Origin of the sequence: Emticicia sp. 21SJ11W-3, assembly GCF_024138715.1 — a bacterium.
In the GTDB taxonomy this organism is placed as follows: domain Bacteria; phylum Bacteroidota; class Bacteroidia; order Cytophagales; family Spirosomataceae; genus Emticicia; species Emticicia fluvialis.
The window spans coordinates 3210460-3223450 of record NZ_CP092074.1; the positions used below are offsets into that span (position 1 = coordinate 3210460).

At 37.0% G+C, this 12991-nt stretch carries 12 protein-coding genes; 3 read left to right on the forward strand and 9 right to left on the reverse strand.

What is annotated here, in order from left to right; all coding sequences use genetic code 11:
- Nucleotides 1-186: 186 nt before the first annotated feature.
- Nucleotides 187-432: a hypothetical protein gene (locus tag MB380_RS13610; RefSeq protein WP_253524067.1), complete on the forward strand. Its 246-nt coding sequence runs from the start codon at nt 187-189 to the stop codon at nt 430-432.
- A gap of 101 nt (nt 433-533) precedes the next feature.
- On the opposite strand, the gene MB380_RS13615 is transcribed toward MB380_RS13610, so the two are convergent.
- The 3 genes from MB380_RS13615 to MB380_RS13625 form a co-directional block, all read right to left on the reverse strand.
- A complete protein-coding gene (locus MB380_RS13615) occupies nt 534-1535 on the reverse strand; it encodes an IS110 family transposase (RefSeq protein ID WP_253523137.1) in 1002 nt (333 codons plus the stop codon).
- 463 nt (nt 1536-1998) lie between these two features.
- Nucleotides 1999-3000 (reverse strand): IS110 family transposase, encoded by a 1002-nt coding sequence (locus tag MB380_RS13620; protein WP_253523137.1) that lies wholly within the window; start codon nt 2998-3000, stop codon nt 1999-2001.
- Nucleotides 3001-3723: 723 nt separating this feature from the next.
- Nucleotides 3724-4725, reverse strand: a complete 1002-nt coding sequence (locus MB380_RS13625; protein WP_253523137.1) for an IS110 family transposase — start codon at nt 4723-4725, stop codon at nt 3724-3726.
- A gap of 303 nt (nt 4726-5028) precedes the next feature.
- Between MB380_RS13625 and MB380_RS13630 the strand changes: the two genes are divergently transcribed.
- A complete protein-coding gene (locus MB380_RS13630) occupies nt 5029-5592 on the forward strand; it encodes a transposase (protein WP_253524069.1) in 564 nt (187 codons plus the stop codon).
- 419 nt (nt 5593-6011) lie between these two features.
- Here MB380_RS13630 and MB380_RS13635 read toward each other — a convergent pair whose 3' ends face one another.
- Nucleotides 6012-7013: an IS110 family transposase gene (locus tag MB380_RS13635; RefSeq protein WP_253523137.1), complete on the reverse strand. Its 1002-nt coding sequence runs from the start codon at nt 7011-7013 to the stop codon at nt 6012-6014.
- A gap of 736 nt (nt 7014-7749) precedes the next feature.
- Between MB380_RS13635 and MB380_RS13640 the strand changes: the two genes are divergently transcribed.
- Entirely contained in the window at nt 7750-8751 is a 1002-nt protein-coding gene (locus MB380_RS13640) for an IS110 family transposase (RefSeq protein WP_253523137.1), read from the forward strand.
- A 321-nt stretch (nt 8752-9072) separates the two neighbouring features.
- Here the strand turns inward: MB380_RS13640 and MB380_RS13645 are convergent, their stop codons facing one another.
- The 5 genes from MB380_RS13645 to MB380_RS13665 all read right to left on the reverse strand — a co-directional run bounded on the left by MB380_RS13645 (nt 9073) and on the right by MB380_RS13665 (nt 12905).
- Nucleotides 9073-9537 (reverse strand): cysteine peptidase family C39 domain-containing protein, encoded by a 465-nt coding sequence (locus MB380_RS13645; protein ID WP_310587329.1) that lies wholly within the window; start codon nt 9535-9537, stop codon nt 9073-9075.
- A 4-nt stretch (nt 9538-9541) separates the two neighbouring features.
- Nucleotides 9542-10630, reverse strand: a complete 1089-nt coding sequence (locus tag MB380_RS13650) for a TlpA family protein disulfide reductase (RefSeq protein ID WP_253524079.1) — start codon at nt 10628-10630, stop codon at nt 9542-9544.
- A 446-nt stretch (nt 10631-11076) separates the two neighbouring features.
- Nucleotides 11077-11883, reverse strand: a complete 807-nt coding sequence (locus MB380_RS13655) for an IS3 family transposase (RefSeq protein WP_253524100.1) — start codon at nt 11881-11883, stop codon at nt 11077-11079.
- Between the two features lie 14 nt (nt 11884-11897).
- Nucleotides 11898-12191, reverse strand: a complete 294-nt coding sequence (locus MB380_RS13660; RefSeq protein WP_253524107.1) for a transposase — start codon at nt 12189-12191, stop codon at nt 11898-11900.
- A gap of 573 nt (nt 12192-12764) precedes the next feature.
- The gene (locus MB380_RS13665; RefSeq protein WP_253524110.1) at nt 12765-12905 is read right to left on the reverse strand and encodes a hypothetical protein; all 141 of its coding nucleotides are present in this window, start codon (nt 12903-12905) and stop codon (nt 12765-12767) included.
- Between the last annotated feature and the right edge of the window lie 86 nt (nt 12906-12991).

Below are 12991 nucleotides of genomic sequence, written 5' to 3' on the forward strand. Positions count from 1 at the left end.
GTCTTTTATATTTACCCCTGCCCTTCGCATGGCCTAAAGTACCCCCGGCAACTCTGCCAACCAAAAACCAGCAACAGCCCTACCACTAGCTGACACGGCCAAACCCCTGCTATTGCGCTAAAAATACTGATTACTACTTTGGTTTATTTATTATGGCTATCTTTGCAGCTATTAAACCAAGCAAAGATGACAGCCCAACAGGTAGATAACGTGCTAGACAAGCTAAGTGCCAACAGTTTCCTGAACCATTTTGAAGGCATTAACCATGACGCCGACATGCTGCATGTATTTTATACGTCATTTACGCTACTAAACTATGAGGCGCTGGTTGAATTTTGCGCCGAAGAAGAACTCTTCTTTTACTCAGCCCCTAACAAACAATACTTCCAGCTGACACTCATCAATGACCCGGTGTACGAAGCAGGTAATTAGTGCTGGATAAGCTACCGGCTGATAGTTTATTGTCCCGACAGAGTCTCCCGTAAGCCCAGGCCGGAACCAAGCAAGGGGATTTCTATGATAAAGACAAAGAACTAGTTCAAGGAAAAGTTAAATTTTTCTTGTTTGCGAATCAGCGCAGAAACTATATGTAAAATTTTGTTTCTAACAGCATTCAAAGCCGACATTTTGCTTTTATCTTCGGCAAGTTTTCTTTCATAATATTGCTTAATAGGTTGACACCATTTGACCGTAGATAGCGCGGCCATATGCAGTGCTTGCTTTAGTTTTTTATTAGCCAGATGTGAAACTCGTGGTGTATTTTTAAGACTACTCCCTGATTCTTTTTTAAAAGGTACTACACCTGCATGACAAGCAATTTTTCTTGGATCAGAAATCGTTTCAAAGTTATTAGTTGCCGTAATCAGGGCAATGGCAGTTTGTTTGCCAACACCTGGAATACTTTCAATCAAATCCTTGTTATTGTCAACTTGCAGATCTTCTTTGACTATTTCATCCAACTCTTTGTCAATTTTGGCAATACTTTTGGCTAATCCTGCTATTGAATCCTGTAAGGTCTTCTTTAAAGATGCATGGTCTTTTGTAGAAACAAATCCCTTCATTTCATTGACATGCCGTTCTATCTGATGCTTCTGTTTGAGTAATAATTGTCTAGCAGATTGTAAACGTTTCATCTTTACAACCACTTTATTATCAGGTTTATATATCCTGATTGTTGGAAGATTCTTTCTTAAATACTGGGCAATTAGATACGCATCAGCACTATCTGATTTCTCTCGCCTAATACCCTTTGAGTTAGCAATGTCTAGGGCATTAGATACCACCAAATCTAATCCTTTTTCGACCGCATAAACTTTAAAAGGATTTGAATAGATACCCGTATTTTCCATCCCAAATAATATCGAGCCTAAGTCTTTATACCCTGCATTCTTCAGATTTTTTAACAAACCAGAAATGTCTTTTGCTGTATTGTCAATCTGCCCATTTAATAGAACTTTGTCCATTGAATCAATTAGCGAATAATCAATCGTCAATTTTGATACATCCATTCCTAAAAATAATGTCTTGGTTTTCATATCTTTGTAATAGTTGAAGAATAAGAAGTTGGTTTCGATAGATTGACACATGTCTTTAATAATAGGGTCGGTAGCCCTGAATTTCTATTTGTGTTGACTATCGAAGTAGCGAGGGTAGGACTATATCCCCTTATAGGCTCCAAGCCTATGACTCTAATTAGTTTCCCTACCCCCCACAACTTCTATAATTGTTAATCTTACCAAAGATAACCTTTCTTGGTTTTGTACAGCTTGCTTTTCATTTACAAATCTAAAAGACTCTGTCGCAGAAACTGTCATAACAAATAGAAAAAAATTGTCCCGACAGAGTCTCCCGAGTGCGAATGCCAAAGCCTAGCAAGGGGACTCTGTCGCGGAAACTGTCATAACAAATAGAAAAAATAACAAAATAATTGTCCCGACAGAGTCTCCCGTAAGCCATGCCGGAACTAAGCAAGGGGATTTCTATGATAAAGACAAAGAACTAGTTCAAGGAAAAGTTAAATTTTTCTTGTTTGCGAATCAGCGCAGAAACTATATGTAAAATTTTGTTTCTAACAGCATTCAAAGCCGACATTTTGCTTTTATCTTCGGCAAGTTTTCTTTCATAATATTGCTTAATAGGTTGACACCATTTGACCGTAGATAGCGCGGCCATATGCAGTGCTTGCTTTAGTTTTTTATTAGCCAGATGTGAAACTCGTGGTGTATTTTTAAGACTACTCCCTGATTCTTTTTTAAAAGGTACTACACCTGCATGACAAGCAATTTTTCTTGGATCAGAAATCGTTTCAAAGTTATTAGTTGCCGTAATCAGGGCAATGGCAGTTTGTTTGCCAACACCTGGAATACTTTCAATCAAATCCTTGTTATTGTCAACTTGCAGATCTTCTTTGACTATTTCATCCAACTCTTTGTCAATTTTGGCAATACTTTTGGCTAATCCTGCTATTGAATCCTGTAAGGTCTTCTTTAAAGATGCATGGTCTTTTGTAGAAACAAATCCCTTCATTTCATTGACATGCCGTTCTATCTGATGCTTCTGTTTGAGTAATAATTGTCTAGCAGATTGTAAACGTTTCATCTTTACAACCACTTTATTATCAGGTTTATATATCCTGATTGTTGGAAGATTCTTTCTTAAATACTGGGCAATTAGATACGCATCAGCACTATCTGATTTCTCTCGCCTAATACCCTTTGAGTTAGCAATGTCTAGGGCATTAGATACCACCAAATCTAATCCTTTTTCGACCGCATAAACTTTAAAAGGATTTGAATAGATACCCGTATTTTCCATCCCAAATAATATCGAGCCTAAGTCTTTATACCCTGCATTCTTCAGATTTTTTAACAAACCAGAAATGTCTTTTGCTGTATTGTCAATCTGCCCATTTAATAGAACTTTGTCCATTGAATCAATTAGCGAATAATCAATCGTCAATTTTGATACATCCATTCCTAAAAATAATGTCTTGGTTTTCATATCTTTGTAATAGTTGAAGAATAAGAAGTTGGTTTCGATAGATTGACACATGTCTTTAATAATAGGGTCGGTAGCCCTGAATTTCTATTTGTGTTGACTATCGAAGTAGCGAGGGTAGGACTATATCCCCTTATAGGCTCCAAGCCTATGACTCTAATTAGTTTCCCTACCCCCCACAACTTCTATAATTGTTAATCTTACCAAAGATAACCTTTCTTGGTTTTGTACAGCTTGCTTTTCATTTACAAATCTAAAAGACTCTGTCGCACAGGCCTTTCAAAAAAACAATAACTTTGTCCCGACAGAGTCTCCCGTGTGCGAATGCCAAAGCCTGGCAAGGGGACTCTGTCGCAGTGGCCTTTCAAATAAACAATAAATGCTGACACCCATGGCTGTAAGAGTAAGACAAAATCAAAAAGAAGCGGTTTATTTCGTGACATTCACCTGTTACAACTGGATACCCCTTTTTGAAATCACTCAGTTATATGATAACCTCTATCAATGGCTTAACCTACTGAATCGGCAGAACATCCGGACGTTGGGTTATAATTGTCCCGACAGAGTCTCCCGTGTGCGAATGCCAAAGCCTAGCAAGGGGACTCTGTCGCAGAGGCCTTTCAAAAAAACAATAACTTTCATAGCAAAAAAAAATTATCCAGACAGAGTCTCCCGTGTGCGAATGCCAAAGGCTGGCAAGGGGATTTCTATGATAAAGACAAAGAACTAGTTCAAGGAAAAGTTAAATTTTTCTTGTTTGCGAATCAGCGCAGAAACTATATGTAAAATTTTGTTTCTAACAGCATTCAAAGCCGACATTTTGCTTTTATCTTCGGCAAGTTTTCTTTCATAATATTGCTTAATAGGTTGACACCATTTGACCGTAGATAGCGCGGCCATATGCAGTGCTTGCTTTAGTTTTTTATTAGCCAGATGTGAAACTCGTGGTGTATTTTTAAGACTACTCCCTGATTCTTTTTTAAAAGGTACTACACCTGCATGACAAGCAATTTTTCTTGGATCAGAAATCGTTTCAAAGTTATTAGTTGCCGTAATCAGGGCAATGGCAGTTTGTTTGCCAACACCTGGAATACTTTCAATCAAATCCTTGTTATTGTCAACTTGCAGATCTTCTTTGACTATTTCATCCAACTCTTTGTCAATTTTGGCAATACTTTTGGCTAATCCTGCTATTGAATCCTGTAAGGTCTTCTTTAAAGATGCATGGTCTTTTGTAGAAACAAATCCCTTCATTTCATTGACATGCCGTTCTATCTGATGCTTCTGTTTGAGTAATAATTGTCTAGCAGATTGTAAACGTTTCATCTTTACAACCACTTTATTATCAGGTTTATATATCCTGATTGTTGGAAGATTCTTTCTTAAATACTGGGCAATTAGATACGCATCAGCACTATCTGATTTCTCTCGCCTAATACCCTTTGAGTTAGCAATGTCTAGGGCATTAGATACCACCAAATCTAATCCTTTTTCGACCGCATAAACTTTAAAAGGATTTGAATAGATACCCGTATTTTCCATCCCAAATAATATCGAGCCTAAGTCTTTATACCCTGCATTCTTCAGATTTTTTAACAAACCAGAAATGTCTTTTGCTGTATTGTCAATCTGCCCATTTAATAGAACTTTGTCCATTGAATCAATTAGCGAATAATCAATCGTCAATTTTGATACATCCATTCCTAAAAATAATGTCTTGGTTTTCATATCTTTGTAATAGTTGAAGAATAAGAAGTTGGTTTCGATAGATTGACACATGTCTTTAATAATAGGGTCGGTAGCCCTGAATTTCTATTTGTGTTGACTATCGAAGTAGCGAGGGTAGGACTATATCCCCTTATAGGCTCCAAGCCTATGACTCTAATTAGTTTCCCTACCCCCCACAACTTCTATAATTGTTAATCTTACCAAAGATAACCTTTCTTGGTTTTGTACAGCTTGCTTTTCATTTACAAATCTAAAAGACTCTGTCGCAGTGGCCTTTCAAATAAACAATAAATGCTGACACCCATGGCTGTAAGAGTAAGACAAAATCAAAAAGAAGCGGTTTATTTCTTGACATTCACCTGTTACAACTGGATACCCCTTTTTGAAATCACTCAGTTATATGATAACCTCTATCAATGGCTTAACCTACTGAATCGGCAGAACATCCGGACGTTGGGTTATGTTTTTATGCCAAATCACCTGCATTGCATGATTTACTTACCCAAAGATGCTCCTGAACTCTACAAAGTTATCAGTAACGCAAAAAGATTTATGGCCTATGAAATTGTCAAGCGGCTAGAACAAGCTAATAATTCAGAGTTATTGGAAAGGCTCGAAAATGCTGTAAAAGCCAGAGAAGCAAAAAAAGGAAAGTTACATCAGGTATTCAATGAGTCTTACGATGCCAAAGAATGTTTTAATGAAGATTTTATACTGCAAAAGCTAAATTACATGCATAAAAACCCATTAAGTGGTAAGTGGAATCTGGCAGCAAATTATCTGGCGTATGCTTATTCATCTGCCAGATTTTATAATTTGAACGAGAAAGATGCGAAAGTAGAACTGACTCACTATCTGGATATTTAGTGTTTAGATAGTACCAACGACAGAGTCCCCTTGCTTATGCTCATACCAAAACACGCGGGAGACTCTGTCGGAACCAGCTTTTCACAACAAGAACCTTATAAATATACAAAAACCTTGGCTGTCTCAGCAGTGTCTCCTGACTGTGCGTCCCCGTGCGCCTAAGTCCACGTCAAGCAAAGGGACTCTAATGCAGCCGGGGAAATATTAAAGAAGAAAATGGCTAATCGTAAAACTTTAAAAAATAATCCCTAACCCAAAGGCCATAGCGACAGTGTCCCCTTCCTTATGCTCATACCAACACACGCGGGAGACTCATAAACAATAAATGCCATAACAAATAGAAAAAAATTGTCCCGACAGAGTCTCCCGTAAGCCCGGCCGGAACTAAGCAAGGGGATTTCTATGATAAAGACAAAGAACTAGTTCAAGGAAAAGTTAAATTTTTCTTGTTTGCGAATCAGCGCAGAAACTATATGTAAAATTTTGTTTCTAACAGCATTCAAAGCCGACATTTTGCTTTTATCTTCGGCAAGTTTTCTTTCATAATATTGCTTAATAGGTTGACACCATTTGACCGTAGATAGCGCGGCCATATGCAGTGCTTGCTTTAGTTTTTTATTAGCCAGATGTGAAACTCGTGGTGTATTTTTAAGACTACTCCCTGATTCTTTTTTAAAAGGTACTACACCTGCATGACAAGCAATTTTTCTTGGATCAGAAATCGTTTCAAAGTTATTAGTTGCCGTAATCAGGGCAATGGCAGTTTGTTTGCCAACACCTGGAATACTTTCAATCAAATCCTTGTTATTGTCAACTTGCAGATCTTCTTTGACTATTTCATCCAACTCTTTGTCAATTTTGGCAATACTTTTGGCTAATCCTGCTATTGAATCCTGTAAGGTCTTCTTTAAAGATGCATGGTCTTTTGTAGAAACAAATCCCTTCATTTCATTGACATGCCGTTCTATCTGATGCTTCTGTTTGAGTAATAATTGTCTAGCAGATTGTAAACGTTTCATCTTTACAACCACTTTATTATCAGGTTTATATATCCTGATTGTTGGAAGATTCTTTCTTAAATACTGGGCAATTAGATACGCATCAGCACTATCTGATTTCTCTCGCCTAATACCCTTTGAGTTAGCAATGTCTAGGGCATTAGATACCACCAAATCTAATCCTTTTTCGACCGCATAAACTTTAAAAGGATTTGAATAGATACCCGTATTTTCCATCCCAAATAATATCGAGCCTAAGTCTTTATACCCTGCATTCTTCAGATTTTTTAACAAACCAGAAATGTCTTTTGCTGTATTGTCAATCTGCCCATTTAATAGAACTTTGTCCATTGAATCAATTAGCGAATAATCAATCGTCAATTTTGATACATCCATTCCTAAAAATAATGTCTTGGTTTTCATATCTTTGTAATAGTTGAAGAATAAGAAGTTGGTTTCGATAGATTGACACATGTCTTTAATAATAGGGTCGGTAGCCCTGAATTTCTATTTGTGTTGACTATCGAAGTAGCGAGGGTAGGACTATATCCCCTTATAGGCTCCAAGCCTATGACTCTAATTAGTTTCCCTACCCCCCACAACTTCTATAATTGTTAATCTTACCAAAGATAACCTTTCTTGGTTTTGTACAGCTTGCTTTTCATTTACAAATCTAAAAGACTCTGTAGCGGAGGCCTATAATTAAAGCAGTTGAGAGCATATATTCAATACCTACTATGATGAAGGAAATATTTCCGCTTTGGGGAATAAAAAGTAGAGATTGCGCCTAAGCCCACGTTAAGCAAGGGGACTCTGCTGCGGCCAATGACTAGAAATTCATAAAGAAGAAAATGACTAACCTTAAAAAACAATCCCAAACCCAAAGGCCACAACGACAGAGTCTTTTAGATTTGTAAATGAAAAGCAAGCTGTACAAAACCAAGAAAGGTTATCTTTGGTAAGATTAACAATTATAGAAGTTGTGGGGGGTAGGGAAACTAATTAGAGTCATAGGCTTGGAGCCTATAAGGGGATATAGTCCTACCCTCGCTACTTCGATAGTCAACACAAATAGAAATTCAGGGCTACCGACCCTATTATTAAAGACATGTGTCAATCTATCGAAACCAACTTCTTATTCTTCAACTATTACAAAGATATGAAAACCAAGACATTATTTTTAGGAATGGATGTATCAAAATTGACGATTGATTATTCGCTAATTGATTCAATGGACAAAGTTCTATTAAATGGGCAGATTGACAATACAGCAAAAGACATTTCTGGTTTGTTAAAAAATCTGAAGAATGCAGGGTATAAAGACTTAGGCTCGATATTATTTGGGATGGAAAATACGGGTATCTATTCAAATCCTTTTAAAGTTTATGCGGTCGAAAAAGGATTAGATTTGGTGGTATCTAATGCCCTAGACATTGCTAACTCAAAGGGTATTAGGCGAGAGAAATCAGATAGTGCTGATGCGTATCTAATTGCCCAGTATTTAAGAAAGAATCTTCCAACAATCAGGATATATAAACCTGATAATAAAGTGGTTGTAAAGATGAAACGTTTACAATCTGCTAGACAATTATTACTCAAACAGAAGCATCAGATAGAACGGCATGTCAATGAAATGAAGGGATTTGTTTCTACAAAAGACCATGCATCTTTAAAGAAGACCTTACAGGATTCAATAGCAGGATTAGCCAAAAGTATTGCCAAAATTGACAAAGAGTTGGATGAAATAGTCAAAGAAGATCTGCAAGTTGACAATAACAAGGATTTGATTGAAAGTATTCCAGGTGTTGGCAAACAAACTGCCATTGCCCTGATTACGGCAACTAATAACTTTGAAACGATTTCTGATCCAAGAAAAATTGCTTGTCATGCAGGTGTAGTACCTTTTAAAAAAGAATCAGGGAGTAGTCTTAAAAATACACCACGAGTTTCACATCTGGCTAATAAAAAACTAAAGCAAGCACTGCATATGGCCGCGCTATCTACGGTCAAATGGTGTCAACCTATTAAGCAATATTATGAAAGAAAACTTGCCGAAGATAAAAGCAAAATGTCGGCTTTGAATGCTGTTAGAAACAAAATTTTACATATAGTTTCTGCGCTGATTCGCAAACAAGAAAAATTTAACTTTTCCTTGAACTAGTTCTTTGTCTTTATCATAGAAATCCCCTTGCTTACACTTTATCCCTCATACACGGGAGACTCCGTCGGAACCACCTTTTCATTATAAGAACAATAAACCCATAAAAAGCAGTAACGGTCTCAGCAGTGTCTCCTGACTGGGCGTCCCCGTGCGCTCAAGGCCACGTTAAGCAAGGGGACTCTGTTGTGGCCGAGGATATCTTAAAGAAGAAAATGACAAACCTCAAAACCTTAAAAAGCAATCCCCAACCCAAAGGCCACAACGACAGAGTCCCCTTGCTTACACGTTATCCCTCACACACGGGAGACTCCGTCGGAACATTCATAACTGCCACAACAAATAACAATAAAATTGTCCCGACAGAGTCTCCCGTAAGCCCGGCCGGAACCAAGCAAGGGGACTCTGTCGCAGAGGATCTTTTGTGTAGGTAAGCAATTCTTTGCCCGGATCAGCCACATGAACAGTTATATCTCTGCCAAAACGGCTTTTTGAAATCTTATAAACCACCACAAAATGATTCTGCTGCCAGTGCACTATACATGGCAAAGGTGCTTCTGAAACGAGTTTTTCAAAGCTTACTTTTACGGCCAATGTTTTAAAACCAATATCTTCAGCGGCTTGGGCAATACCCAATAAAGAAACACCCTCTTTGCCAATTTCTGCTTTGTTGCGCAGTGTCTGTATGCTCAGACTCTTCTTATAGTGCTTTGCCACCATGCGTAAGCAGGTAGGGCCGCAATCCATCGCGTCGTGTTGCTGTATATAAGGAAATTTAGTACTTGGCACAACTTTAGTTAATTAGTTTTTCCTTCAATAATTTTTCTAATTTTCCCGGAGAAATATCAATGGCAATAATCGTACCTTCTGAGTCAATTAAAAAGTTAGAGGGCAAACTGTTTATATTCCAGTTATTCAAAACTTCGGGCTCCATCATATTCTCCCATTTCATTTCGTATTTCCTGAGAGTTTTTTCATAAATAGCTTTTTTTGAGGCCTCATCACTAGAAATTCCATATATTTCAAAGCCTTTAGAATGATAATCTGTATAAATTTTCTTTAAGTCTGGAATAAGCGCAAGACATGGCTTACACCATGTTGCCCAAAATTCTATAAGTGTGATTTTATTTTTATGAAAATCCTTGTACTTATTAGGTAATATATTCCTGCTGATTTGCGAGCCGACTACTAAGGTTTTTTCAATATTTAATTTTTGTATTAATGTTTTATAAGGTCTGCTTGATTTTATTTCATCAGAGAATAATGTGGTATTATTAAATATCTCGCTAATGTATCCATTACTCGTATAATCTAAAATCGTAATCCATAATGCTATGTAAGAACCCGGATGCTCAGTAATATACTTATTAAGGATTTTATGCTTTTCATGAATGTCTGTTACGTTAGGAAAAAACATGGAAGACTGATTATTTATCTCTAAATGTTTATATAAGGCTCTTATTTTTAGAAATTCATTATTGGCTGCAGTGATGTCCAATAATTCTATAACCGGACTCTGTAAATTATTTATTTTTACATGAGTTACACCGGCTTGTACAAAAAAAACGTGAGATATATTAAAATTTATGCTTCCATCTATCATTTTCTCCTCCGTTATTTGCATAGGTATAGGATAATCTACTTTACCTTTTATTTCAAAAGCATTATTTCTTACTTTTACGTATTTCATCGGAAAATCAACTTTATCAAAAGAACTATCTATACCTATTTCCAGATAATCTTTGTCAAGACCAACAGCTGCAATTAATAATTCTTTTTTATCATAATAATTGGACTTTCCGATAATTTTAAATTCTTTTTGATTCTGTCCCATTATCATTTGAGCAGAAATAATCAGCAAAAAAAATGTTGATTTCCACATAATTTCTTTTTTAAAGAATAGAAGTTATTTAATTTTATGTTTTTGTTTGTAGCCGTTTTCAAGAAACGGCAAGTAAATGAGATTAAAGTGATTTCTGCTTTAGTTTCAAATCTAATTAATAATGATTTAAAACTATCCATCCATGCGTTTGCATATTCGATTACACAACGTCTCTTATAGAGTTCTTCATCAAAGTATTGATAAGGATTAGTTAGTAGCGTATTCTTAGCATTTCTTGAATTATAACCAATATTAGCTTCAATTCCCTTTATGCTACTCCCCAATGGTTGTACCACGAAGTGGTAAAGTTAAGTTGAGAATAAATAATTTATTGTTGTAAATCTGTGTTGAAAGCGGGAAATAACTCAAAGAGTTATTCTCGTTTTCAACACTTTTTCTTTTTGGTTCTTTTTCTTTTTGTTAGTAAGCTGTGATTATGTTGATAACTAAGCTGCCTTAATCAAGTAAAGACCCTGGGGCGTCTGTCTGCCAATTCCCTGATGCCTCAATTCTATATTATAATGTTGAAAATAATTCTTCAGACCTCTATACAAGCTTTTTCCATCTTCGATAACATTCACATATACATAGTCATATTTGACAGACCTCCATAATCTTTCAATATATATATTGTCTAATGCCCTTCCTTTGCCATCCATGCTAATCTGCATTCCCTTGGTGGCCTGTAACCATGCCTCACAAGTAAATTGACTCCCTTGGTCGGAGTTGATTATCTCAGGCTTGCCATAGCGTTCTGAAGCTGCTCTCAGAACCGCATGACAGCTTTTTGCATCAAGGGTATTACTGAGATCCCATCCGGTCACGAAACGGCTGTATACATCAATGATAGCTGTTAAATAAAGAAACCCTTTGGCCATCGGAATGTAGGTGATGTCAATTTGCCACACCTGATTGGAGCGGGTAATCTGCAGCCCTTTCAACAGGTAGGGATATTTATATTGTATTTCACCAGGCTTGCTCAGGTTTTTCTTTGGATACAACGCCTGTTGCCTCATAAGCCGTAATAACCGCCTGATTCGCTTCACGTTAGCCACATACCCTTTGGAGTCTACAAAATCTTGCATCCTCAATACACCATAGCTTGGATGGGAAAAGTAATGTTCGTCCATCAGCCTCATGATTTCTAGATTCTCTACCGACTCCTCACAGGATTTATAATACAATGAACTGCGGCTAACGCTCAATAAATCACATTGACGACGGATACTTAGAGGCGATGTAGCATCAACCATCGCTAATCGCTGCTTTATAGTCCGGCCTTCTTTATGTTTTTTTTTAGAAAATCATTTTCCATCTCCAATTGACCAATCTTGGCATAAAGATTATTTATATCCAATTCTGGCTCCTGGATTGCTCCAGATGATTTATCAAACACCCCACTAGATAAATCAAGAAATTCCTGCTTCCATTTGCTAATCACAGCAGGCTGTAGTGAATACTTAACAGCCAAATCAGACAAAGTTTGTTGCTCTTTTACAGCCTCAATCGACACTTTCCATTTGAATGCCGAAGTAAATTTCCGCCGAGTTTTTTTCATCATGATACTTTAAAGTTAACGTTTTAATTTTAACTTAACCAATGGTACTGTTTTCGGGGAGTAGTATAATTCAACCTACATTAAAGCTAATGTATGGTCACTTATTTAACAACCACTACCGCCACCTCCACATGGTTCACGAGGGGGTTTAAAAGATGTGGAGTCTTCACCGACTGCAAATATACTCTTGTAGTCATTAGATTTACTTTGTTCTTTTGTTACGGGCTGAGGAGATTCGCTTCTACAAGCCAAAAGTCCAAAACAAATCAATAACGCAATTAGGAAAAGTGCCTTGAGTTCATGGGCAGTATTGCCTATGAAATTGGATAGAGAGTGTTTCATTTCTATTTTTTTTTTTTAGTTTCTTCTAAATTAACCTCTAAATAAATAGTAACAAAAGCAATTCTGAATATTTTATTATAAGGCACCTCAATTGTATTTTCTGTTAGAAGGACATCTAAAATCTTTATTCATAGTTTCCTTTTATTAAATACTATAGCTGCTAATAAGCCTTTTTTGAAATCTTGTTTCAGTACTAGTCTTAACCAACAAAAAAGCCGCGTCCCGCGGCTTTTTCTACCCACCCCCATTCAGACTATTAAAATAATCCATCATTTCCTGGGCGTTTTTGTTGGTTAGTTTTTTGGCGTGTTTCAGGTTCTTGGGCTTGCCTTTGTCGTCGGTATCGTAGTTATACTGCGGTGCGTCGGCCAGCATGCGTTGCACGATACCCCAGCGGATACCCCAAACCAGATACTCATAAGGCCAGTGAAAATGGCTGCAGATAGCTCCTCGTGAGCCAA

Coding starts and splice junctions, on each gene's coding strand:
- MB380_RS13610 (WP_253524067.1), top strand. CDS start 187: ATGACAGCCCAACAGGTAGATAACGTGCTAGACAAGCTAAGTGCCAAC.
- MB380_RS13615 (WP_253523137.1), bottom strand. CDS start 1,535: ATGAAAACCAAGACATTATTTTTAGGAATGGATGTATCAAAATTGACG.
- MB380_RS13620 (WP_253523137.1), bottom strand. CDS start 3,000: ATGAAAACCAAGACATTATTTTTAGGAATGGATGTATCAAAATTGACG.
- MB380_RS13625 (WP_253523137.1), bottom strand. CDS start 4,725: ATGAAAACCAAGACATTATTTTTAGGAATGGATGTATCAAAATTGACG.
- MB380_RS13630 (WP_253524069.1), top strand. CDS start 5,029: ATGGCTGTAAGAGTAAGACAAAATCAAAAAGAAGCGGTTTATTTCTTG.
- MB380_RS13635 (WP_253523137.1), bottom strand. CDS start 7,013: ATGAAAACCAAGACATTATTTTTAGGAATGGATGTATCAAAATTGACG.
- MB380_RS13640 (WP_253523137.1), top strand. CDS start 7,750: ATGAAAACCAAGACATTATTTTTAGGAATGGATGTATCAAAATTGACG.
- MB380_RS13650 (WP_253524079.1), bottom strand. CDS start 10,630: ATGTGGAAATCAACATTTTTTTTGCTGATTATTTCTGCTCAAATGATA.
- MB380_RS13655 (WP_253524100.1), bottom strand. CDS start 11,883: ATGGTTGATGCTACATCGCCTCTAAGTATCCGTCGTCAATGTGATTTA.
- MB380_RS13660 (WP_253524107.1), bottom strand. CDS start 12,191: ATGATGAAAAAAACTCGGCGGAAATTTACTTCGGCATTCAAATGGAAA.
- MB380_RS13665 (WP_253524110.1), bottom strand. CDS start 12,905: ATGCTGGCCGACGCACCGCAGTATAACTACGATACCGACGACAAAGGC.